At 39.0% G+C, this 21,195-nt stretch carries 31 protein-coding genes and 1 other annotated feature; of the genes, 6 read left to right on the top strand and 25 right to left on the bottom strand.

Annotated features, from left to right (window positions below; all coding sequences use genetic code 11):
• Positions 1-91 precede the first annotated feature (91 nt).
• From FS736_RS17115 to FS736_RS24390, 4 genes are all read right to left on the bottom strand, one after another.
• Positions 92-574: an STAS domain-containing protein gene (locus FS736_RS17115; RefSeq protein WP_144479500.1), complete on the bottom strand. Its 483-nt coding sequence runs from the start codon at positions 572-574 to the stop codon at positions 92-94.
• Positions 575-694: 120 nt separating this feature from the next.
• Positions 695-832 (bottom strand): hypothetical protein, encoded by a 138-nt coding sequence (locus FS736_RS24385; protein WP_186326824.1) that lies wholly within the window; start codon positions 830-832, stop codon positions 695-697.
• A 645-nt stretch (positions 833-1,477) separates the two neighbouring features.
• On the bottom strand, positions 1,478-2,083 hold the full coding sequence (locus FS736_RS17120) for a hypothetical protein (protein WP_144479502.1): 606 nt from the start codon (positions 2,081-2,083) through the stop codon (positions 1,478-1,480).
• A gap of 291 nt (positions 2,084-2,374) precedes the next feature.
• Positions 2,375-2,524 (bottom strand): hypothetical protein, encoded by a 150-nt coding sequence (locus FS736_RS24390; RefSeq protein WP_186326825.1) that lies wholly within the window; start codon positions 2,522-2,524, stop codon positions 2,375-2,377.
• Between the two features lie 270 nt (positions 2,525-2,794).
• Here FS736_RS24390 and FS736_RS17125 point away from each other — a divergent pair, with 270 nt between their 5' ends.
• Positions 2,795-2,935, top strand: a complete 141-nt coding sequence (locus tag FS736_RS17125; protein ID WP_144479504.1) for a BA3454 family stress response protein — start codon at positions 2,795-2,797, stop codon at positions 2,933-2,935.
• Positions 2,936-3,175: 240 nt separating this feature from the next.
• Here FS736_RS17125 and gloA2 read toward each other — a convergent pair whose 3' ends face one another.
• The 9 genes from gloA2 to FS736_RS17170 all read right to left on the bottom strand — a co-directional run bounded on the left by gloA2 (position 3,176) and on the right by FS736_RS17170 (position 8,435).
• The gene (gloA2, locus tag FS736_RS17130) at positions 3,176-3,562 is read right to left on the bottom strand and encodes an SMU1112c/YaeR family gloxylase I-like metalloprotein (protein WP_144479506.1); all 387 of its coding nucleotides are present in this window, start codon (positions 3,560-3,562) and stop codon (positions 3,176-3,178) included.
• 12 nt (positions 3,563-3,574) lie between these two features.
• Positions 3,575-3,976, bottom strand: a complete 402-nt coding sequence (locus tag FS736_RS17135) for an anti-sigma regulatory factor (RefSeq protein ID WP_144479508.1) — start codon at positions 3,974-3,976, stop codon at positions 3,575-3,577.
• A 4-nt stretch (positions 3,977-3,980) separates the two neighbouring features.
• On the bottom strand, positions 3,981-4,385 hold the full coding sequence (locus FS736_RS17140; protein WP_144479510.1) for an STAS domain-containing protein: 405 nt from the start codon (positions 4,383-4,385) through the stop codon (positions 3,981-3,983).
• Positions 4,386-4,543: 158 nt separating this feature from the next.
• The gene (locus FS736_RS17145) at positions 4,544-5,554 is read right to left on the bottom strand and encodes a C40 family peptidase (RefSeq protein WP_144479512.1); all 1,011 of its coding nucleotides are present in this window, start codon (positions 5,552-5,554) and stop codon (positions 4,544-4,546) included.
• A 393-nt stretch (positions 5,555-5,947) separates the two neighbouring features.
• Positions 5,948-6,382, bottom strand: a complete 435-nt coding sequence (locus tag FS736_RS17150; protein WP_144479514.1) for a hypothetical protein — start codon at positions 6,380-6,382, stop codon at positions 5,948-5,950.
• Positions 6,383-6,486: 104 nt separating this feature from the next.
• On the bottom strand, positions 6,487-7,347 hold the full coding sequence (locus FS736_RS17155) for a DUF421 domain-containing protein (protein ID WP_144479516.1): 861 nt from the start codon (positions 7,345-7,347) through the stop codon (positions 6,487-6,489).
• Positions 7,348-7,358: 11 nt separating this feature from the next.
• On the bottom strand, positions 7,359-7,562 hold the full coding sequence (locus FS736_RS17160) for a DUF1657 domain-containing protein (protein WP_144479518.1): 204 nt from the start codon (positions 7,560-7,562) through the stop codon (positions 7,359-7,361).
• A gap of 57 nt (positions 7,563-7,619) precedes the next feature.
• The gene (locus FS736_RS17165; protein ID WP_144479520.1) at positions 7,620-7,823 is read right to left on the bottom strand and encodes a DUF1657 domain-containing protein; all 204 of its coding nucleotides are present in this window, start codon (positions 7,821-7,823) and stop codon (positions 7,620-7,622) included.
• Between the two features lie 150 nt (positions 7,824-7,973).
• Complete coding sequence (locus FS736_RS17170; protein WP_144479522.1) at positions 7,974-8,435, bottom strand: hypothetical protein; 462 nt, start codon at positions 8,433-8,435, stop codon at positions 7,974-7,976.
• Between the two features lie 278 nt (positions 8,436-8,713).
• On the opposite strand from FS736_RS17170, the gene FS736_RS17175 reads away from it, so the two are divergent.
• Both FS736_RS17175 and FS736_RS17180 read left to right on the top strand, forming a co-directional pair.
• Entirely contained in the window at positions 8,714-9,814 is a 1,101-nt protein-coding gene (locus FS736_RS17175) for a TIGR04053 family radical SAM/SPASM domain-containing protein (protein ID WP_251541225.1), read from the top strand.
• Between the two features lie 208 nt (positions 9,815-10,022).
• Complete coding sequence (locus tag FS736_RS17180) at positions 10,023-10,319, top strand: HesB/YadR/YfhF family protein (RefSeq protein WP_144479526.1); 297 nt, start codon at positions 10,023-10,025, stop codon at positions 10,317-10,319.
• A 71-nt stretch (positions 10,320-10,390) separates the two neighbouring features.
• Here the strand turns inward: FS736_RS17180 and argS are convergent, their stop codons facing one another.
• The 6 genes from argS to FS736_RS17210 all read right to left on the bottom strand — a co-directional run bounded on the left by argS (position 10,391) and on the right by FS736_RS17210 (position 14,974).
• Positions 10,391-12,088: an arginine--tRNA ligase gene (argS, locus tag FS736_RS17185; protein ID WP_144479528.1), complete on the bottom strand. Its 1,698-nt coding sequence runs from the start codon at positions 12,086-12,088 to the stop codon at positions 10,391-10,393.
• A 40-nt stretch (positions 12,089-12,128) separates the two neighbouring features.
• Positions 12,129-12,342, bottom strand: a binding site (T-box leader).
• 39 nt (positions 12,343-12,381) lie between these two features.
• Entirely contained in the window at positions 12,382-12,858 is a 477-nt protein-coding gene (locus FS736_RS17190) for a GNAT family N-acetyltransferase (RefSeq protein WP_144479530.1), read from the bottom strand.
• 80 nt (positions 12,859-12,938) lie between these two features.
• Positions 12,939-13,853 (bottom strand): hypothetical protein, encoded by a 915-nt coding sequence (locus FS736_RS17195; protein WP_144479532.1) that lies wholly within the window; start codon positions 13,851-13,853, stop codon positions 12,939-12,941.
• A complete protein-coding gene (locus FS736_RS17200) occupies positions 13,837-14,388 on the bottom strand; it encodes an RNA polymerase sigma factor (RefSeq protein WP_144479534.1) in 552 nt (183 codons plus the stop codon). The genes FS736_RS17195 and FS736_RS17200 overlap by 17 nt, the downstream gene beginning before the upstream one ends.
• A 115-nt stretch (positions 14,389-14,503) precedes the next feature.
• Positions 14,504-14,773, bottom strand: coding sequence for an OsmC family protein (locus FS736_RS17205; RefSeq protein WP_144479536.1), 270 nt, complete (start codon positions 14,771-14,773; stop codon positions 14,504-14,506).
• Positions 14,774-14,974, bottom strand: coding sequence for a hypothetical protein (locus FS736_RS17210; protein ID WP_186326826.1), 201 nt, complete (start codon positions 14,972-14,974; stop codon positions 14,774-14,776). It lies immediately after the preceding gene.
• 199 nt (positions 14,975-15,173) lie between these two features.
• Here FS736_RS17210 and FS736_RS24395 point away from each other — a divergent pair, with 199 nt between their 5' ends.
• The 3 genes from FS736_RS24395 (at position 15,174) to FS736_RS17220 (ending at position 16,704) form a co-directional block, all read left to right on the top strand.
• On the top strand, positions 15,174-15,311 hold the full coding sequence (locus tag FS736_RS24395; RefSeq protein WP_186326827.1) for a hypothetical protein: 138 nt from the start codon (positions 15,174-15,176) through the stop codon (positions 15,309-15,311).
• A 97-nt stretch (positions 15,312-15,408) separates the two neighbouring features.
• Positions 15,409-15,834, top strand: coding sequence for a hypothetical protein (locus tag FS736_RS17215; protein ID WP_144479538.1), 426 nt, complete (start codon positions 15,409-15,411; stop codon positions 15,832-15,834).
• 126 nt (positions 15,835-15,960) lie between these two features.
• Positions 15,961-16,704, top strand: a complete 744-nt coding sequence (locus tag FS736_RS17220) for a class I SAM-dependent methyltransferase (protein WP_395883526.1) — start codon at positions 15,961-15,963, stop codon at positions 16,702-16,704.
• 217 nt (positions 16,705-16,921) lie between these two features.
• Here FS736_RS17220 and FS736_RS17225 read toward each other — a convergent pair whose 3' ends face one another.
• From FS736_RS17225 to FS736_RS17250, 6 genes are all read right to left on the bottom strand, one after another.
• Entirely contained in the window at positions 16,922-17,404 is a 483-nt protein-coding gene (locus FS736_RS17225) for an NUDIX hydrolase (protein ID WP_144479541.1), read from the bottom strand.
• Entirely contained in the window at positions 17,385-17,765 is a 381-nt protein-coding gene (locus tag FS736_RS17230; RefSeq protein ID WP_144479543.1) for an HIT family protein, read from the bottom strand. The genes FS736_RS17225 and FS736_RS17230 overlap by 20 nt, the downstream gene beginning before the upstream one ends.
• A 63-nt stretch (positions 17,766-17,828) precedes the next feature.
• Positions 17,829-18,284, bottom strand: coding sequence for an NUDIX hydrolase (locus FS736_RS17235; protein WP_251540428.1), 456 nt, complete (start codon positions 18,282-18,284; stop codon positions 17,829-17,831).
• A gap of 196 nt (positions 18,285-18,480) precedes the next feature.
• Positions 18,481-19,194: a class I SAM-dependent methyltransferase gene (locus FS736_RS17240; protein WP_144480017.1), complete on the bottom strand. Its 714-nt coding sequence runs from the start codon at positions 19,192-19,194 to the stop codon at positions 18,481-18,483.
• A gap of 21 nt (positions 19,195-19,215) precedes the next feature.
• The gene (gene dnaN, locus FS736_RS17245) at positions 19,216-20,325 is read right to left on the bottom strand and encodes a DNA polymerase III subunit beta (protein ID WP_144479545.1); all 1,110 of its coding nucleotides are present in this window, start codon (positions 20,323-20,325) and stop codon (positions 19,216-19,218) included.
• A gap of 95 nt (positions 20,326-20,420) precedes the next feature.
• Positions 20,421-21,035, bottom strand: coding sequence for a class I SAM-dependent methyltransferase (locus FS736_RS17250; protein ID WP_144479547.1), 615 nt, complete (start codon positions 21,033-21,035; stop codon positions 20,421-20,423).
• Between the last annotated feature and the right edge of the window lie 160 nt (positions 21,036-21,195).

The raw sequence follows: 21,195 nt of genomic DNA on the forward strand, positions 1-21,195 counted from the left end.
ATCAACAGCCCCATTCCAGCACAAACCAAAAAAACTGTAGGCAAGCTCGATTTCCATCGAGTTTGTCTACAGTCTGACTCAAAAAACCCCGTTACATAACGGGGTTTTTTGAGTCTGATATTTTTCTGAATTCCAACCCTTTTTCCTTCATTAAATGAGATAATGCTGATTGAAAAGTTGCGAAGGTTTGCGCTTCCAATCGAATCCCATCGAGTACCATTTTCTTGACAAGCCCCGGGTTAAGACCCACAAATACAGTCCTTACACCCATCAAAGACATAGATGAAGCCATTTCATGCAGTTCTCGCCCAATCTCTTCAAGACAAAGACCGGCTACCCTATCACCACTGATATCAGTCAAATCAATAATTGCTGTTTCAATATCTTTATTGTGACAAAAGTCAAGCAACTTTACACGTATTTTATCGAACCGCTCCGCTCGAATTAATCCAGTTAATGGTACAAGGATCGTTTGAGGTACGATAGAAGGTATAATTGGCGCGGACATTTCAGAAATAATTGTTTCATACTCTCGAATTTTTTCCTCGAGCTCTTTCAGCCTATTTGTTTCCAAGCTGTATTAAACCTCCCAAAAAGCGCAGTAATCTCTGTTTTTCTACCTTTCTATCATACATTTATACCAAAGCTTTGTATAGCCAGTAAACCTCATCTTAAAGGAAGCAGTTATAAACATCTAATTAATCACATTAATTAATTGCATGATATCTTCATAAATCTGCTCTTGATATTCATCATCACAGCATCTTTTATAGTCATCGATCAAACGTCCAAGTTCTTTTAAAAAGATTAATTTTTCTTCTTCGTTTATCATGGCAAAATTCTCCTTAATAGGACAAAGGTCATGTGTTGTTTAAGTTAACATAAATATTTCCAGAACAAAATAGAAAATTTCAATTGCACATTATTATATTTTGTAATTCTGGAGAAACTATACCTAATGACACCGAATTTTAAAGGAGCAGATATGGTACATAATATATTCAGGTTAATTATGCTTTTAGTATCCTGGTCTACTTTGTTGCTTTATCCCAGAAGGGAAGTTAAACGATTTTTGCCTGTAACTGTATTCGTCACAGGCCTGGTATTTATTTTGTTGATTTTATCGAATCCCTATAGATTATGGAGAGTATCTGGAGGGTTACGGTCAAAAATCTTCAATGATTTAAGCTTCACTCTCGGACCCTTCTTTGTGGCTAATCTTTGGGTGTTCCGACTCGCCTACGGCAGCATCTGGCAATACTTAGGCATTAATTTAGTGATGGATTATTTATTAGCATACCCGGTTAGCAGTCTCTTTAAGAAACTGAATATTTACCAATTGGAGAGGTTCAAACCTTTATATTTCTTCAGCACTATTTATTCCTTTGCCATCCTGGCATATGGCTTCCAATATTTTTTTAGAAGCACCAGGAGATAATGTAAAAGACCTTCCACTACAAAGAATGGAAGGTCCTTTTTAATTTTCTGTGGTTATATTCTCCATGACCAGCTTGACTCCTTCGACATTTTCAACAAAGTCAATGACAGGGTCGATTTCATTCCTTAGTTTCGGAGTCAATGGTAACTCAATGGTTTCGATCCCGTATGTAAAAACCAATTTTTCAGGTGTCAGCGTCCCGCCATCATTTTTGTTTATTTGCTTCATGGCGGTTATGTCATCCCATGAATAAAAGCTTTTCTCCAGCTTCCAAAGCTCGTCATAATGCAATCCATTCTTATCGATATAATAATAATTGTCAAGACTCATGTAGATGCCTGAAATCATTACGAGCAATGTTACTAAAGATGCAATGAAAACATTAACATTTCTCTTCCTCGATTCATCTGTCCTGAAAAGATAGATAGCGATAATGATCTGAAAGATCGGAATGATCAATAATACGGCTACTATTGTTACATAGGAAGACATCGGGCTGTCAAAAAACCAATATGACCTTTCCAAATACATTGATTGATGTACGAAAGAAACGATAAAGATTCCAATTGGTACAGATGCGAAGAGCAGGATTACGGCTGCTGTAATCAATAGACTCCCTGCACGATCAGCGTTATGTGCGCTCAAATCATTATTCCCCTTTTCTATTTCTATATCTCCATAATATATATTCAATATTAGTAAAAATTTCCCTTCTCCGAAACAACTATTTCTTAAAATTATTCCAAAACAAGGAAGCCAAGTGGAGACAGCAGGAATTTATGGACATATCCCTATTTTTGTTGATGCACAACGAAATTACCACGTAAAGGAAGATACTTCCCATGATCTGCAGAAAGACTTCCTACCAAATGACAATACCATCTAAATTTGAAAAAAAAACCAAGCCGAAATCATTGCCGGCTTGGTTTTTCCAATTTATTTTCTTAAATTTTCCTTGTCCTTCATTCTGTTTTGCTGGTCGGGAACCCTGCCTTGATCTTTGAACTCATCGATCTTTTTTTCTTCACCTAATTTTTCACGTTCATATTCGACAAGGCTCTGCTGGTTTTTTTGCGAGTTTTCCACGGCATTTCCCTCCTTGTTATTGTTAATATTCTATTCCCTTACAAAAAGGGACCAAACACGACTCTTGTGATTGTTGCCAGATCTTGAAAGGGAATTATCCATTTCATAACTGCCATCACTTTCATGGCCTTTTTGAAATTTTATATGATATCAAGTTCTTCAAGGGGATTTATATATGAACTATGTTTACTTCCCCTGTTTATATGGTAATTAAAAATAACACAGAGGTAATCTATCAATTTGCACTACATTTAGAAAGGAAAATGTTTTATGAGAGAAATAACAGTAACTGTAGACTTTCAGGGGAAAAATTATTTAACGAATGTTATTGCCGATCGTGATACATCCGAAGAAGAAATCATGGAGATGGCAAGAAAGCAAGTTAAAGAACAGTGGTTGTTTTACTCCTAAATATTCACACAAATCAGTAGCTTACTCGAATTCAAACAAGCATTGATGGGTCTTAATTAGATTTATACAATCGAAAAGGAGGTTCAGTTTACAAGGACTGAACCTCCTTCTTTAATGGCTTTTTTCAAATTGCTGATTTAAAGTACTTTTTTAGTTTTTCATAAACTGGGGATGTACAAAAGGAGATGGCATTTTAAAAATACCTTGTGGAAGAAGGGGAATAAAATTCGAGACAGTATTTTACTCTTCATACAGTTCAATAGGCAATCCATCGGGATCGGCAAAGAATGTAAATCGTTTTTCAGTCAGAGGGTCAATCCTGATTTTCTCCACTTTTAACCCTTGACTTGCAAGATAATCAACATGTGCAGAAAGGTCCTTCACAGCAAAAGCTAGATGCCTGAGTCCTGCTGATTCTGGATAACTCGCCCTCGCAGGCACTTCCGGGAAAGAGAATAATTCAATCTGGAAATAGTCACCTACACCTAAATCCAATTTATATGACTCACGTTCTTCCCTATATACTTCCGAGATGACCTTAAAGCCCAGGATCTTTGTATAAAACTCCTTGGATTTTTCATAGTCAGCACAAATAATGGCGACGTGATGAATTTTTTCTAACTTCATCGCAATCTCCTTTTACCTTGCCCATTTAGTAATGGTGATTTTCGTACCAGATCCTGGCATTGAATCAATATCAAAACTATCCATTAACCTTTTTACTCCCGGAAGGCCTGCACCAAGTCCCCCAGACGTCGAAAAACCATCCTGCAGAACCATCCTGATGTCGTTTATTCCTGGTCCATTATCCGCCGCAGTTATCTGGATTCCTTTTCGGCCATTTTCATTCAAGACCTGTATCGTAATCTGGCCGCTGCCTGCATAAAGGTATATGTTCCTGGCAAGCTCGGAAATCGCAGTCGTGATCCTTGCCTGATCAACCCCTCCAAATTGAAGCTCTTTTGAAACTTCTCTCCCTTTTTGTCGGGCAAGTACTATATCAAATTCATTATTTATGTTTATTACAAACGATTCTGTCATATGGCTAAACCTCTAACAAATGGCTTAATATCGAAATTCCTTGTTCAAGATCCAGAGCAGTGTGGACATTTTCCAATGTGATGCCCAACTCGATCAAAGTAATGGCGACCGCTGGCTGTATGCCTGTCAGGACCGCTTTTGTGCCCATCAAGCTTGTCATGACAATGACATCACCCAAAACCTTTGCAATAAATGAATCAATCATATCTACAGAAGTCAGGTCGATCACAACACCTTTGGCTCCTGTGTCTTTTATTTTATTCAACAAGTCCTCCTGGAACGTCAGTACGGTCTGGTCATCCAATTCCACTTGTACAGAAACCAGCAGGTAGTCTTTTAATTTTAATATAGGAATCCTCACTTTATTTGCCTCCAAATCATTAAACTCACCAGAAATCCACTTTTGCATTTACAAAGAAGAATTTAATTGGATTATACGCTATGTAATAAGTGCATTACAAATTAAAAGCAGTATTTATATGACTAAATGCGGTTTGACCAATAAGAATAAAAAAATTAAAAAACCTCCCAAAAAGGAGGTTTCAATCACAAAAAAACGGGTATGTGTTAAAAAGCAGTTTTTGCACCAAGATAACGAGGTTTCCAGTAAGAGTTATTCATATCACTGATTTCGACTCCTCTGGAAGATCCTGCATGAATAAATTGGCCATTGCCGAGATAAATACCAGCATGGGATGGACCGGCTTTATATGTTTCAAAGAATACTAGGTCCCCTACACGTGGTGAAGAAACAGACTTGGTCGCATCCCAAATGGAGGCCACTGTTCTTGGAATGGAGATTCCCGCCTTATTATAGACATAGTTCAGATAACCAGAACAGTCAAATCCAGATGGAGTGCTGCCAGCCCAAACATATGGAACTCCAATGTATTTTTTTGCTTCAGCAATCAATGAATTCACCTGTGAAGTTGAGTTATATGATGCAACTACAGGTGCAGATGCTGTGGAGACCTTTGTAGCAACAATAGTTGCAGCCGCCCCTGATAATTTTAATACCTGCCCAGGGAAAATAAGGTCAGATTTAAGATTATTAATAGACATCAACTGCGAGAGCGATACATTATGGCGAGTTGCAATAGATGATAAATTATCACCGCTACGGACTGTGTATGTGCTTGATGTACTTGCAGGTGCAACAGAAGCTGGTGCAGCCGCAGATCCTGAAACCTTCAATTTTTGGCCAGGAAAAATGACATCAGAAGTTAGTCCATTCAGTGATTTTAGTCCACTGATAGACATTCCGTATAATTTTGAAATTCCCCATAAAGTATCGCCGGACTTCACGATATAACCATCGACAGTCGTGCTTGTTGCAGCAGTGGTTGAGTGACTATGAGGAGCCAGGACTGAAAGTTTTTGATTTACATAGATTATAGAACTTGATAGGTTATTCCATTTTTGTATATCTTTAATTGCAACATTATATGTGTTAGAAAGCTTCCATAAAGAATCACCAGATTGAACTGTGTGTAATTTTTCATGAGCACTTGCAGAACCATTGAACGATGTAAATAAAAATCCGGCTGTTGCAGCCACCGTCAGAATTTGTTTTTTCATGTTGAGCAACTCCCTTTGATTTCGATTACAAATTAATAGTAGAGTTTCCCAAACTAGTTTTGAATCTATAAATTTTGGTTTCAAAGGAAATGTTTTCCTCTGTGAAATATTCGGTTTTATTTCCAGAAATACTACTAATCCTTTAAATATCAGGGATAACAGCCTGTTTTTTCCACTGGTATTGTATTATTTGTAACAAAAATGCAATATAAGCTTAACTGTTTTGTAATTTAATTACTCTATGTAACAGTTCCTATAAGATTGTATTACAAGGGAACAAAGAACTAATAACATGTCAATAAGGTGAAATTTTCTCATTACAATTCATCGTTTAGCAATGAGTAAAGCCCACTGTAGAATCACACAGTGGGCTTTACTTTATTTCATTTCATGTTAGAGATTTCGTTTAATCAACTGTTCAGCAGCCTGGTCAACCTGCTGGCTGTTTCCTTCCTGCTTAGCGGCTGAGGCAATTTGACTGATTAACTGGCTGCTTTCCGGGTTAGTGGAACTTGAAGCATGATAACCGGAATTAGTATTTGTTGTTTTGGAATCAGTCATGCCTGAAGTAATTTCTTTTGCGAATTCCGTTAAACCCGGAGAAATGGCCCGATTTAGTGAATTCCCCGTGTTTGTATTCTGAAAAAGCTGCCTCATTCCATTTCCCATTCGATTACGGAAAGCAAATGCAGCAGCAGCACTTGCTACAACACCCATTACTGAATACGTCATGGAGCGAGATTTCTTGCGTTTATACCCGAACATCTTCATCAGATTTTGAGGTATATTCGAATTCATTAACGCAGACATCCAAGCGGATCTATTCATCGGCAGCACCCCTTTATGAATTAGAGGGGAAATATCCCCTCCACCCTTTAGTATTAGGTTCTGGTCATTCAATATACCGGTAAAAGTTTTACAGTGAAGTCAGTTTACTCATTAAGGTAGGGTTTCAATTTGTGTATAGCCTGCTGCAACTTTTCAGCGTTTTTACTATACATTTGTTTTACTATAGAAGACTCTGTTCCGAGAGCAAATAATTCTAAATCTGCCTGGCATTTATTCATCATAGCGAGCAATAGCTTCCTTGGCTGTGGAGAAGGAATCTCAAACTGATCATCATAAGTATCAATGGTAAGCTTTCCGAATGAATCCACCTGTCCCAAAAAGACATTATCAAGCGTTACACCTAAGTTTGCTAATTCTATATCCAGCCACCCTCTGTTCTTGCCCGCCGAAGTTAACGAATCGTTCAGAATATTCCCGTCCATGATTACAGTATAGGGTTCTTTCTCTGGAGCTACTGTCAGATTCAAATCTTTAGCGGTTAAAGGTTGTAATTCTTTTTTTAAAAGGACACTTAAGTCTCCTTTTGGTTCAAGAACTGCGAATTCAACATCTGCTGTTTTAAATACATTCTTCTGACGCAATAAAGAATTCAATTCATCGATCGTATATTTTTCTTTCTTAAGATTTTCTTCAAGGACTTTCCCGTCTTTAATTAAAACTGTTGCTTTTCCCTCGAATATATCACGGAACTTTTTGCTCTTAATTCCAATAAGGTCATGGAAATATGTAAATGCACCAAATACCATAATCGCTAAAACACCATGAAAAAAATTACCATCCAGTCCCATGATAACTTCGCCCGCAATACTCCCGATTGTTATGCCTGATATATATTCAAAAAAAGACAACTCTGAAAGCTGTTTTTTTCCGCCTATCTTTGTGATTGCGTACAATGTGATTGCAAACAATATAGATGAGACGAAAATATGTGTGTAATCATTCATTGCTTCACCTTCTAGCTTTTATATTGGGGCTCTTCAATTTCCACCTTGATTTTTCGTTCTTCTAAATCTGTTTTGATTTCCGTGATGACCAGCATGGTTTCATGGAAAACCCTGCTTGCTTCTGGAATCGTTGAGTTTAATGCCATTGCAGACAGTTGCGCTTCTATCCCTTTTATCGTTGATAAAACTTGATTCACATTTGAACCTACTGTCATTTATCATCACCTCTATAATGTAGAAGAGGGCGGGTTGCCCTGCCCTCCCTGTCCAGCCTACTGATTATATTGTGGTTCCTCTTGTTCAATTTCTTGCAGACGAGGCTGAAGACTGTCAATAACCGCTTGTGTCTGCTGTGCAGCAGTTTGGTAAAGCTGCTTTGCCTGCTGATTTTCTGTCCCGAGCGCAAAAGTTTCCAAACTAGCCTGGGCACTTTTCAAACCCGCCAATGTTTGTTTTACCTGAGCACCAACTGTCATCGTATCCCCTGCTTTCTGAAATAAATATGGTACTGTTTTATTATTGCTACATTCCCTTGAAATATTCCCTGCTTTTATCTTTTTCCGATTTCCCAATTGAAACCATTATATCCAAAAAAAAAAGCCATTGCGGCCGTTATGATTTTAGGATTAATCTTCATTCACTTGTATCCTGATGTTGTAAAGTGCGTAGCCAACTTCCCATTTGGCCCGGATTTCCATTGCATAATCTCCCGAAGAGACTTTTGCTTGGGCAAGATTTAATGGTAATCCATCCAGGCTTTTATATGCGAGTCCTCCTGTATTCATATCCCATAAATAGCAAGTAACAGAAATTGGTGAATGCTCAAATTGCATGTTGATGCTGTCATTGCGATTGACCATAATGGGAGGAAATTCTCTTACAAATACAGCAGGATCGGTATTGGAATCTGCCGCTGTTGCCCTCCCCCATTTTCTCAAGGAGTAGGTCGTAGCTTTTACCTCCACCTTTTGACTGTCTACAGTCATTTCTAATTCAGGAGGAGTTGGTTTATAGCTTTTATATGTATTCCAGCCGATGATAATGGCGAACAATAATAAAGCCGAGATTCCCCAAAATATTGTTTTCACCAAACTCCTCCTTTCAAAAAATCAAAAATATCACATCTTATTATTTAGACGGTTCCGCTGGGAAGTAAGTTTCATATTTCCAGTATTTCGCGTGTCTGATTGTTTAATGTACTTCATATTCAAAAACCATTTGTCATTATTGTGTAACATTCCTTACATGCAAACTCTCCCGGCTAAACTATAATGAATGAATAAATAATGAAAAGTTGGTGATGAAAGTGCATGGAATTGGACATGCTCATTCCACTGGCAGCCATCCGGGTGCAATTGATTTCAACATGAATCCTTATATTGTTATTTGGGAAGTGACAAGGGCTTGTCAGTTAAAATGTATCCATTGCCGGGCTGATGCACAAAACAGGCCTGACCCAATGGAATTAAGCCCGGAGGAAGGACTGAAGCTGATCGATCACATTTATGAGATGGGTAACCCAATGCTTGTGTTTACAGGCGGAGACTGTATGATGCGAGAGGATCTTTTTGAACTTGCTGAATATGCGGTGAAGAAAGGCATGCGCGTGTCAATGACACCAAGCGCTACAGATAATGTTACAAAAGAAAAAATGGAAAGAGCCAAGGAAGCTGGACTTTCAAGATGGGCTTTCAGCTTGGATGGTCCCACTCCTGAAATCCATGATCATTTTCGTGGAACTCCCGGTTCATTCAATCTGACAATCGAAAAAGTTAAATACCTAAATGAATTAAAAATGCCTTTGCAGCTTAACACGGTCATTTCACGGTATAATTATGAGTACCTTGAACAAATGGCTGAACTGATGAAAGAACTTAAAGTTGTGATGTGGTACATATTCCTTTTGGTTCCTACAGGCCGAGGCCAGCTGGATGCCTGTTTGACACCTGCAGAACATGAAAAAGTTTTCCGTTGGCTGTATGAATTAAGCAAGACTGCTCCATATGATATTAAAACGACGGCAGCCCAGCATTACCGCCGGGTTGTTTTCCAACAAAAAACCAGGGAACATAGCGTTAACAAGGATGAAATCCGGTATGAAGACACATTAACGAAAGATATGGCTTCTGTCATCGATGGCCTGAAACGTGCTCCAAAAGGGGTCAATGATGGCAACGGCTTTGTTTTCATTTCGCATACGGGAGATGTGATGCCATCCGGATTGCTTCCTTTAGTTGGCGGAAACGTTCGGGATAAGCCTTTAGCGGACATTTACCGCGATTCCCAAATCTTTAAGGACCTGCGTAATCCTGATCAATACAAAGGAAAATGCGGTGTTTGCGAATTCCGCTATGTCTGCGGGGGTTCCCGTTCAAGAACCTATGCGGTCACAGGAGACTACATGGGCAGCGAGCCATTCTGTGTCTATATCCCCGAGACAATGCGCAAAACGAAATCGCCAATCTAATGCCGATAGCTCCTGATAAAGGAGCTATTTTTATTTGGAATGCTGTTCTAATCCCAAGCCACAACATTAAAGAGAGTCGAATAGCAACACAACATTCTTATTTGATCAATATTGACACTTTTATGACTTCCTTTTTTCTGTGACATAAAGCACGGAAAACACCACCAACCAAGTTTTACAATAAAGTTAACGAAAGGATGGTGCAAAGATGACAATCAAGATTGATCAAGAAGCATTTAAATGGTTTGAAAGAGAATTCGACACACCAAAACCGTTTCACATCCGCCTTTATCCTCAATATGCCGGGTTTGGCGACAAGAATAAGGGCTATAGCCTGGCATTTTCGCTAGAAACTCCTGCCATTGCCGCCGAACAGCAGATAATTGACGGTATTACCTTTTATGTAGAGTCAAATGACACCTGGTTCTTTAATGAGACAGATGTAGAGATCAAGTACAGTGATACTGCCGGTGAAATATTCACCAAATACAATGAGCATCATTGATCATCAATATATATAACAACAATCATTGCATTAAAATGAAGCGGGGCTCCTGGCAGAACCAGGAGCTCTTCTTACATTTCCTCTGGAGCCTTGATTCCCAAAAGTCTCAGGCCTTCTTCGAGAACGATGCTGACTGCATTCACCAAAGCCAGCCGTGCATCTTTCTCCTCATTTTCTTTCAGGATCCTTACCTCTCCATAATATCTATTGAAAGCCTGGGCGAGATTCAATACATATTTTGCGATTTGAGATGGATCATTATTGTGGCAGGCTCTTATGACAGTTTCAGGGAAATCCATAAGCTCTGTGACAACTGGCCATTCAGCCGCACCTTCAAGCTTGATTTCCACACCAGTTACTGGACTTGCTGCCTTTCTTAAAATGGTTTTAGCCCGGGCATTTGTATATTGTACATATGGAGCTGATTCTCCTTCGACCCTCAACATTTCCTCCAAGGAAAAATCAATATCATTCATTCTAAAATTCTTCAGGTCATGAAAAATGATTGCTCCTGTACCCACCATAGCAGCTGTTTCTTGCTGATTCGGGAGTAAAGGATTTTTTTCCTCGATATTCTTTTTAGCCAGCTCAATCGAGTCTTTAAGGACATCCTCCAGTAAAACAACTTTCCCTTTGCGCGTTGACATTTTCTTGCCATCTTTCAGCATCATTCCAAAAGGAACATGGATGATTCCATCCGCCCATTCAAAATCCATTTTTGCAAGAACCGCTTTTAACTGTTTAAAATGAAGACTTTGCTCATTTCCCACAACGTATAAAGATGTAATAAAAGAATGCTGATCATATCGATACTTGGCCGCGGCCAAATCCCGGGTCGCATACAATGTGGCACCGTCTGATTTTTTAATCAGGCAGGGTGGCAGGCCGATATCTTCCAATTGAACGACCAGAGCCCCATCTGATTCGTCAAGAAGCTCTTTGTTCCTTAGCATTTCAACAATAGGCTCCATTTTATCATTATAGAATGCTTCTCCAGCATATGAATCAAATTCAATCCCCAGCAGCTCATAAACCTTCTTGAACTCTTTCAATGATTCTTCCTTGAACCATTTCCACAATCCGAGTGCCTCTACATCTCCGTTTTCAAGACGCCTGAACCAATTTCGGCCTTCCTGCTCGAGTTCAGGATTGGTTTCTGCGGCTTCATGAAACTTTATATAAAGGGCCAGAAGCTCCTTTATCGGACTCTCTTTCACTTTCTGTTCACTGCCCCAAAGCTTATAGGCCGTAATTAGTTTGCCAAACTGAGTCCCCCAGTCTCCAAGATGGTTTATTTTAAACGTCTTGAATCCACATTTTTCATAAATTAGTGAAAGAGAATTTCCTATAACGGTAGAACGTAGATGCCCCATAGAAAAAGGTTTGGCAATATTAGGGGAGGAAAGATCAATTGTCACCGTATGTTGACGTCCTCGATTATAGTCCCCGTAATGGTTTTTCTTTTCTGTAATTTCATTGAGGATATAAGCTGCTGCTTTTGATTTATCCAAAAAAGCATTCACATACCCGCCAATTGCTTCAAAACGATCAAAGTCAGATTCATTTTTGGACTGTAATTTTTGGCTAATGTCTTTGGCAATTTCCACAGGTGACTTTCTCAGGGCTTTTGCCATCTGGAAGCAAGGAAAGGCCAAATCTCCGTGTTTCAGAAATTTTGGTTTTTCGATCAAACGGTCAATATTCTCATCAGATAGTATTCCTTTTAGTTCTTGAGCGAGTAATCCAGAATATTTTTTACGGTATTTCATTGTAGACCTCCCTTTAAAAAATAAAAAACCCCCGCCTCTAAAAAGAGACGAGAGTTTTATCCCGCGGTACCACTCTAATTGTTCCTGAAAGGAACCTGCTTTCATTGATAACGGAGTTCATTCCGGCCATCCCTAATGGTTTTCAGGAAGGCATCTCAAAAGTGCGCTTCATTACCCTATTTGCACCAGGCTTTCACCGTCCCCGGCTCGCTAACTCAAAAAAGGATAACTACTCTCTTTCTCATCGATTAGATATTTTTACCGTTATAAACAACAACTATGATCGATTGCAATCATTTTTTCACAGCCAAAACTGTATCAAATTCCTGGGTTGAACAATTGTTATCATCAAAGGTTTCAATATAATTTCCACCTGTATAATCTCCTATTACCTTCCGCCAAAAACTTCTCGCTGGTTCGTTTTTCTCGACCTGGATGACACTCCATCCGCCAGGAAATTGATCAAACAGCCTGGTAGCGACAATTCTGCCGAACCCTCTTCTGTAAAATTTCCTAAGGATAAAAAATTCGAGGATGACATTGGGTTCCCCGCTTTCAACCATGGCAAACCCAGCATATTCACCTTCATGTATGATGAAGAAAGCATGAAGATTCATATCAGTCCAATATGGTTTCAAATCAAACGGTGCGTAACTTCCGTTCTCCTCAAGCCTGATTTCCTGAAACAACGTAAACTCGTAGATATAGAATTGAATCAGATTCTGAAGGACTGCTTCATCCTCCTGTTTCACACGTACCAAATCGATCACAAGGATTCCCCTTTTTGAAACTGAATTTTTTATTTTAATTATTCGTTGATAATAAAGGAAAATCCTCTTTTAACCCGCTTTCATTTTTGTTCCTCTCTGTCAGGATATGAATATTGGTAGGTAAGTTCTTTCTCATCTTTTGTTATCTCAACTATTTCCATCCCATCAGCAGATTCAAAAATATAGGATGGTCCCTCACCTCCAGTATGCTTCCAAACACCTGTTGCCTGGATCTTATCAAGATAATCTTTCATGTTTTGATCGGTACCTCGGTCCCAAGTATATTTTTCTGTGCCCCCATCGATTTCTGCCGGCCGTAACCCTACTGGATAAGGGAGCTTCCCATAGCCATGCACAACATATAGCAGCTGTTCGTGTTGATAAGGGGCTGGATTTTTAAGATCAAGTGACCCAATAATCTGAAATATTTCAGCATATTCAAGCTTTGGATAATCAAAGCTGAAATATAAAATATTCTTGCCCGCTTCCACAAAAAAGTGGTAACGGAGGCTGACATCCATCATTTTTACATGTTCGATATATAATGTTGTAGGATAGGGAAAATTCTGCAGTTCTTTTTCAACATTCATCGCTTTGGAACTGATGATTTCCTTCTTTTTACGGTCATTCACGAATTCGGCAAAACCAACCTTTTCAGATTCTCCTTTTTTGTAAAATTCATAACCATCTGGACTTCTTTCACTATATATAGTTTCTAAATCCCATTTCAGACTGAACTCATTTACAGCATGTGATTGACCTGATCTGTCTTCATGTTGATCATAATTTTGAACTTGAAACAACAAGCCAGCAGATAAAAGCAGAAATAGCGACGTAAATACAACGTTTTTCAAATCGAATGTTCTTTCCTTCTTTTTTTGTGCTTTAATAGTTCGAATGGATGACCTTATTTTCAACCTCATTCTATCCCTTTCGCATTCACCTGGTGTCAGCTTTTTCAGCAATTCCCATTGTTCATCAGAAAATTGGTTCATTGTGTCCGCCTCCTTCCGCTATGTCCTTTTTCCTTAGTTCCGCAAGTCCCCTGGATAGTGTTTTCCTTATTTTTGATTCAGACCAGCCTAGGATTTCGACAATTTCTTTAGTGGAACAATCCTCGATTTTTTTCAGCGTGATCACAAGCCGGTGGTCAGGTTTAAGCTGTTGAATTGCTTTAAGGCTCCTTTCTACCGTATCTCGGTTTTCTATATATTTTTCGATATTTAAAGGTGATGCAATGTCTTTCCCCTCAGAAAATAACGTGATACTCCTTCTTCTTTTCCGCCTGCGTATTTCATCGAATACGAGGTGCTTTGCAATACTAAAAAGCCAGGTCTTCACACTCGCCCTCTTTTCAAATTTCTCGAAGGACGTATAAGCACGCAGAAATGTATCATGAACGAGGTCCTCACAGGATTGGCGATCACCCAGCATATAATAGATAAAACGGTAAAGATCTTTATAATACAATTCATACCATTCCATTACTTTTTGTTCTTTTAAGTTATCGCTAATTGTTGCCCACCTCATTTCCTTTATCTATACGATAGGTCGAAGAAAATTCAATAATGTGACACTTTTTCTCCTCTTTTTTCCATTATAAAATAAAATGGGCCGTTACCTTGTTAAGATAACGGCCCATTTTTTAATCTTCTTCTATTTCCCATGTATGTTCGAATTGTATACAGCCTTTTAATGTTTGTGCAACCGGACATCCTCTTTCGAAAACATTCAACGCCCTTTCGGCTGCTTCCCTTTTGCCAGTTGGAATCTTAAGTATATAGTGACAACTGATTTTCGTTATTTTCAATACTCCTTCAGGTGCTTCAATTGTACCTTGTACCTGTGCCTTTACTTTATCGGGTGAAGTCGGTATTTTACGCGCCTCCAGCGCGCCTGATAGGGTGCCGACCAGTCAGCCCCCTGCAGCAGCAACGATGTGATCCAGGGTTGAAGGGTATTCCACTTTAGGATTGACACCGTAGAATTGTTTTACACCGCCGTGTACACCGAACAACAAAGGTTCCTGGAAACCATCAATGTAGGCTTCTCTAATTTTGTTGGGAGTATCTTTTTGAATTACCGTTATTTTTGTTAAGGCAATTGGGTCAGACAATGAAACGATCCCTCCTTTTTTAGTTATTACAACCATAATAGAAAGATTAGTATTTTTCAAATAAAGTCCTTTGCATAAAAAAGGCAGCCCTTATTTTGATTCCTATGATACAAGCTGATGCTCGTCCGATAATTTTACATATGATGTTGTTGTAAGGTTCGGATCTTACCTATCTTCTTTAAAGGAAGGGGGTGGGGAGATGTTAATCACTGCTATCGTGGTACTTTTGTTGGCGCTGGCTTTGGTCGTTGCTATCTTGTTGAACCAGGATGAACTTGCTGACGTCCTCTACAGATGCATCGGCGAAGTTATTGCTGTTGATAATGGTGTTGCTTAATCTCTTCAAATGATGTAGAACCTGGACCTTGTGACTGGCTCCCTGGCTATACCGGTATTGGCCGGGGAGACCCAAAATATCGAAAGGATCGGTGAAGATGAAAGAGAATGACCTAAATCTGGACATTGACATTGACCGTTTGAAAAAAGATCCCTCCTTGAATGAGGTACTTAATTTAACCCAGGCCATTTTTAAAAAGCTGCCACAAGAAACAAACGATGAGAAACCGATAAATTCAAAACCAGCTGAAACAACCACTTTCAACCAAGATAGTATTCAATCATTGTTGACAACAGCACAAAGTATCATCAACCCTGCTACTCTATCACTTCTCTCAAATGCATTGAAGCAGCAAAGTAACAAATCAGAGATTTCCAGGCAGGCGGTTGATGAGCTTACCTCCAGCATGAATGCTTTAAAAGAGGAATTGAAACAGGTGAAAACCGAGTTAGTAGAGAGGAACCAGCGTTTGACTGCGCTGGAATCAGAAGTAAAATCTCTTAAACACCGCAAGAGACGGTAAAAAACTGAGAGTCCTTCATCCAGATATGAAGAACTCTTTTTTCGTTTCTTTCTATTGTTTAGGATCGCCGAGAAGGATTTGGCAGATTTTTGGAGAATAAGGTCATATCATGCGATGGAGGTTTTGATTTTGAATACTGACACTTTGACAATCAATAAAACAAGCTGGGATGAGGTGGCCCGAAACTTTTTTGGGAGAACGGCTTTGCCGGAATATGGTCCCTTTGCTCCTGACGAAAAGGAACTGAACCTATTCGGGGATTTAAACCATAAAAAAGTATTGGATATCGGATGCGGAAGCGGGCACTCCCTGAAATACACGCAAGAAAAAAAGGCCGATGAGCTGTGGGGCCTCGATCTTTCCAGCTCACAAATTCAGGCAGCCACAGAATTATTAAAAGGAACGAATGTCAAATTGTTTCAATCTCCTATGGAAGTGAACCCTGGAATTCCCGAAAGCCACTTTGATATTGTATACTCCATTTTTGCTTTAGGCTGGACAACCAATCTGGAACAGACGCTGATTAACATCAATCAATATTTAAAGCCGGGCGGAGCGTTTATTTTCAGTTGGGAACATCCTCTGTTTAGCCGGGTGCGAAATACTGAGCATGGACTTTTACTCACAAAGTCTTATCATGAGGAAGGACCCTATGACCATGAAGCATGGAACCATCCCGCCATCATGCAGCAGCATAAAATCAGCACCTATCTCAATTCACTAGTCGAAGCTGGCTTTAAGATCGAAAAAATAATCGAGGAAATCAGGGTTTCCGAAGAACTATTGTCCAGAGATTCTAACAGGTGGTATAACTGGGAGAAAGTTAAGGCCGTTCCGACGACCGTTATTTTTAAATGCACGAAAGTATAGTAATTAAAGCGAGACTTCAACGATAATATAAAAAAAGGACTTTTGACTAGGTCCTTTTTTCAATCAATCTCTAAAGAGTTTTTGTGAAATAAAAGCTATTAAAAGATAGACTATGAAGGCAATAATACCAAAGTATATTCTGTTCTCCCATACGTATCCGCGGGCGAACGTCAGAATGGTAGCAGCAAAAAAACCTGTGAACAGGACCTGGTCAAGATTAAATTTGGTTTTCATCCTCTAACTCCAATCTGAACGAAACTATAAATCGTATTATTCCCAAATCTACCTGGTCAATTTGGATATCTTCTTTTAAATCCCATAGTTTTATTTCAGAAGTCTCCTCGTTTTGAATAAAAGGCATAAGTGAATAGATCGTAGAGAAGTATAGAGGATTGAACTTATCAGCCTTTGTCACGTGATTTTTTACCCTGGCTACCCCGATTAATTGCATACTTTCTACAATCTGTCCCGTTTCTTCAACCAATTCCCTTTTTGCACACTCCAATGGTGTTTCATTTTCTTCTCTTTTGCCAGCCGGCAACTCCCATTGCTGTCTCAAGCTGTTGTATCCCAGAAGATATTCCCCCTCCTTTTCAACAATCGCAAAAGACCCAGCCAGTGGATGAACATGTTCTATTTCCCGTTCACTCATTCTTATGCACTCAATCAATTCAAAACCATTATTCTGAGGTGATGCCATTAAGCAGCCGTCCTTTTTCGTCCCTTACTCTTGCACCAAAATGAACATGCCAATGCATATGTTTATTGCTTTGATAGTTACCTGCATTGGTAGAAATGGTACAGGCTCCATATTCTTTTTCAAGCCTCACTGCTACTTCCCTGACAACCTGGAGCACATCCTCCAATAAATCCTTTTCTTCGGCTGTAACAGTCAAGAAAGAATGTATATGTTTTTTTGGAATGACAATGATATGTACTTCATAATAAGGGCGGGTATGGTAAAAGGCGAGACTATGTTCCGTTTCTTTGATGGTCTTTACAACCGTTTTGCCAGAAAGCACCTCATAACAATAAAAATCTTCCCATTGATTGTTAGCCACGTTTCAAACACCCCTCTTCATCCATCTAGTTTTTTCTGTTTATTTATCCCTGTTGCCGTTCTATTAAGGTTCATTACTTTTATCAAGATAACCTTGAATATATTTTAAATAACCTGACTGCAAATCTTTCGGCAAAAAGTACAAATGAAAGAACTTAAGATCGACTGATTCATGTTCATCTTTTTCCAAAATCCCTTTATATTCCCTTGTTGAATAAACAGTTGTGACAGAATAAAGTTCGTCTCCGTTCGCCACTTTTAAATAGAAGTCAGCGCCTGAGTACACGCCTTCGAGATTGAGGTCGCCTATAATAAGCCCTGTTTCTTCCTTTACTTCCCTTCTTGCTGTTTCCTCAAGACTCTCCCCTAACTCCATCAATCCACCTGGCAGGCCCCAGCCACCATCACTCCGAAGCTGCAGAAGCAATTCATCTTTCTCATTAAAAATCATGACAACTGCCCCGGGTAAAATCAGTGGCCGATGGCCAACCAACTTTCTTAGCTCAGCAATATATTCCAATGGTTTCACTCCATGCTATTTTTTAAAGGCCCTTTTCTCAAACTTTCTTGCTATTGACTACTAATTTGGATTGAATGACCTAGTTTTCTTTATAATATTCAAGCTTAATCTGAGAAAAGAGCTTGCACACTTAAAAACGAACTTCAAAATTGCTTATAGCACGTTAAAATCGGCTTTAAGATTTTAACAACAATCTTTACGAAACTGCCTTTTTAAATAATCCAGCCAACAGTTCACTTGTTCCAAAAAGGCCTTCTTCAGGTGACCTGTCATTCATTTCCCTGATTTCCACTACTTCAAAATCCCTGAAGATTCTAGTTAGTTTTTCAAATGTAAAACCTAATCCGCCTTTCATGCTTCTCCCTCTGTACACTTCCCAATCAGAAATGTCCGACCCGCCAAGTTTTCCACCCACAACAAAGCAGGTAAGGGCGAAATGGCCTCCGGGCTTTAAAGCACGAGTTACTAGGTCAATATAATCCATTCTCCGGTGTGGAGGGATATGATGAAAGCACCCTGAGTCATAGACTAGATCGTATGAACCCTCTTCTATATCCAATTCAAAAATATTTTGCTTTAGAAAGTTCACTTTCACATTTTCATCAAGCGCCCTTTCTTTTCCCCAGTTCACCCCCTCTTCAGATTGATCCACCGCATCCACAGAAAAACCTTTTCCAGCTAAATAAATAGCATTTCTTCCTGGACCGCATCCCAACTCCAGGACTTTACCAGTAGTTAATTTCCTTGTTTCCACATACTCTGCCAGATTCTCATCAGGGTAGTTTTTAAAAAAAGGGACTCCTCTGTCTCTGTCGGAATAAAAAACGTCCCAATTGAATTGCCTTTCCTCACTCAAAAGCTGATCAAGCATCTCCAATAAATCATCATAGCTGTATATACTTTCTTTCATCATTTTCCTCCTTTAATTCCCTTATCCCATCACTGGAGATATCATCTGCAAATGTTGTTTATCGCTGTTTGGCTTAATTACAACTGGTCTCATGGACCCAGAGAAACTCATCACAATTTCTTCGTCGGAAATTGATTTAAGAGCATCAATTAGAAAACTATTATTCAATGAAATCAAAATCTCCGGATTTCCTTCGAGTTCCCTGATAGGGATAGTCTCCTCTGTTCCCCCTAAATCTGAAGAATAGGAAGCAACCATTAGTCTCCCTTCCGAAACACTCAATTTCACCTTGTTTCTGCTTGTGTCGCGAGTAAACAGGCTGGCACGGTCAATAGCATTCAATAACTTCCTGGTAGAAAGGATCATTGATGTTTTTGATTCTGATGGGATAATGCTTGAAAGGTCAGGATAGTTCCCCTCAATTAATCTTGAGTACAAGGATAAATCTTGTGACTCGAAGACAAAGTAATTTTCTGATACATGGATTGTAACGGTACTATCATTGAAAAATCTTATGAATTCCCTTATTGAATTCAGTGGAATTATGTATGAACCGGCAATAGGGGATTCAAAATCAAGTTCACTCATTGACAATCGATGAGAATTTGTGGCTGCACATCTTAGTTTGTTGTTCAGGAACGAAATCGATATCCCTGTAAGGACCTGGCGAGAATCATTTACTGAAGCTGCGAATACAGTCTGTTTAACCATTTCGTGGAGGTGGTTTGCCTGCAGCTGGACGGTTTCATCGCTATTCACTTTTGGCAATGATGGGTATTCATCAACATTGAGACCATTTAGCTGAATCTTTATCTCATCAGCCTTTATAATAAGTTTATTATTATCCCCTGTTTCCACCGTGATTTCACCAGGCAATTTTTTAATTAACTCTGCTAAATATTTAGCAGGTGCAACAAAGCTGCCCTTTTCAATGATTTCAAGGTTTCCCTCATTACCAAACAGCTCTTTTTTCAGAAAAAAGTTATGATTGCTGACAATAAGAGTCAAACCTTCAGAATGGGCAACTACTTTAATGCCGCATAAAATTTGCGGAATAGGATTGGCCAAAACACTCCTGCTTAAATTCGATAGTGCTTCATAAAACAAGCCACTCTTAATGATAAATTTCATGCTTCTTTCCTTTCCTCTTTCTATATACTATAAATTCGACAAATTTTTGGAAAATCCTTGTAAAAATTAAAAAAGTGACCCCTCTTTAAGAAGAATCACTTTTGTTCAATTTGCATTTTTTTGATGATAACCTGAATAACATGACCGGTGCCTGTGTGCAATTCACCTTCCACTCTTTCCTGTTCTCCATAAAAGAAATGAAGTACTTTGTAGCCTTTAATCCATTCTAAAACATCAGATGGATCGTAAAGCATCTCAACCGTCTTAGGTCCGCCTGTTCCGTATTTGACCTGGTCTTCTGAATATACCTCGAACATGATGGTGCCCCCCGGCTTGACAGTTGAAATCAATTTATCCATCACGGTTTTTTGATCATCTTTACTAAAATGACCAAATACCATAAAGGCTGCATCGAATTCTTCAGCAGGTACCCCATCATGTATTAAATTCTTTAGTTCCGTTGAGATTTTCACTTTATGCCGCTCCGCCAATGCATTCGTCTTATTCAAACCATTTTCTGCATAATCATAAGCCGTAACTATATGCCCCTGCAGTGCAAGATAAACCGCATTCCGGCCTTCTCCTTCAGCAAACGCCACGATTTTACTTCCTTTTCCTAATCTGTGTGCTTGTTCTTTTATGAATTGATTTGGTTCTTCACCATATACATACTGTTCGGTACCAAAACGTTCATGCCACGAATTTCCCATACGATCACTCCTTCCTAATCATTATACCCATTACCCTTTTTTTAGTATGATAAAAGTTCAGGTGGCTATTCTATTTTTAAGTGGGTATCAGTAACGAAAGGAGCTGAATTAAATGAAAGAATTAACATCAATTGATGAAGTAAAAAGTTTAATCAATGAT

This window comes from Cytobacillus oceanisediminis 2691 (assembly GCF_007678455.1).
GTDB lineage: Bacteria > Bacillota > Bacilli > Bacillales > Cytobacillaceae > Mesobacillus > Mesobacillus oceanisediminis_A.

Excerpts from the sequence above, each read along its gene's own strand:
- FS736_RS24385 (WP_186326824.1), bottom strand. The coding sequence starts at position 832 with ATGATAAACGAAGAAGAAAAATTAATCTTTTTAAAAGAACTTGGACGT.
- FS736_RS17125 (WP_144479504.1), top strand. The coding sequence starts at position 2,795 with ATGAGAGAAATAACAGTAACTGTAGACTTTCAGGGGAAAAATTATTTA.
- gloA2 (WP_144479506.1), bottom strand. The coding sequence starts at position 3,562 with ATGAAGTTAGAAAAAATTCATCACGTCGCCATTATTTGTGCTGACTAT.
- FS736_RS17135 (WP_144479508.1), bottom strand. The coding sequence starts at position 3,976 with ATGACAGAATCGTTTGTAATAAACATAAATAATGAATTTGATATAGTA.
- FS736_RS17140 (WP_144479510.1), bottom strand. The coding sequence starts at position 4,385 with ATGCAAAAGTGGATTTCTGGTGAGTTTAATGATTTGGAGGCAAATAAA.
- FS736_RS17145 (WP_144479512.1), bottom strand. The coding sequence starts at position 5,554 with ATGAAAAAACAAATTCTGACGGTGGCTGCAACAGCCGGATTTTTATTT.
- FS736_RS17150 (WP_144479514.1), bottom strand. The coding sequence starts at position 6,382 with ATGAATAGATCCGCTTGGATGTCTGCGTTAATGAATTCGAATATACCT.
- FS736_RS17155 (WP_144479516.1), bottom strand. The coding sequence starts at position 7,347 with ATGAATGATTACACACATATTTTCGTCTCATCTATATTGTTTGCAATC.
- FS736_RS17160 (WP_144479518.1), bottom strand. The coding sequence starts at position 7,562 with ATGACAGTAGGTTCAAATGTGAATCAAGTTTTATCAACGATAAAAGGG.
- FS736_RS17165 (WP_144479520.1), bottom strand. The coding sequence starts at position 7,823 with ATGACAGTTGGTGCTCAGGTAAAACAAACATTGGCGGGTTTGAAAAGT.
- FS736_RS17175 (WP_251541225.1), top strand. The coding sequence starts at position 8,714 with ATGAATCCTTATATTGTTATTTGGGAAGTGACAAGGGCTTGTCAGTTA.
- FS736_RS17180 (WP_144479526.1), top strand. The coding sequence starts at position 10,023 with ATGACAATCAAGATTGATCAAGAAGCATTTAAATGGTTTGAAAGAGAA.
- argS (WP_144479528.1), bottom strand. The coding sequence starts at position 12,088 with ATGAAATACCGTAAAAAATATTCTGGATTACTCGCTCAAGAACTAAAA.
- FS736_RS17195 (WP_144479532.1), bottom strand. The coding sequence starts at position 13,853 with ATGAACCAATTTTCTGATGAACAATGGGAATTGCTGAAAAAGCTGACA.
- FS736_RS17200 (WP_144479534.1), bottom strand. The coding sequence starts at position 14,388 with ATGAGGTGGGCAACAATTAGCGATAACTTAAAAGAACAAAAAGTAATG.
- FS736_RS24395 (WP_186326827.1), top strand. The coding sequence starts at position 15,174 with ATGTTAATCACTGCTATCGTGGTACTTTTGTTGGCGCTGGCTTTGGTC.
- FS736_RS17215 (WP_144479538.1), top strand. The coding sequence starts at position 15,409 with ATGAAAGAGAATGACCTAAATCTGGACATTGACATTGACCGTTTGAAA.
- FS736_RS17225 (WP_144479541.1), bottom strand. The coding sequence starts at position 17,404 with ATGGCATCACCTCAGAATAATGGTTTTGAATTGATTGAGTGCATAAGA.
- FS736_RS17240 (WP_144480017.1), bottom strand. The coding sequence starts at position 19,194 with ATGAAAGAAAGTATATACAGCTATGATGATTTATTGGAGATGCTTGAT.
- dnaN (WP_144479545.1), bottom strand. The coding sequence starts at position 20,325 with ATGAAATTTATCATTAAGAGTGGCTTGTTTTATGAAGCACTATCGAAT.
- FS736_RS17250 (WP_144479547.1), bottom strand. The coding sequence starts at position 21,035 with ATGGGAAATTCGTGGCATGAACGTTTTGGTACCGAACAGTATGTATAT.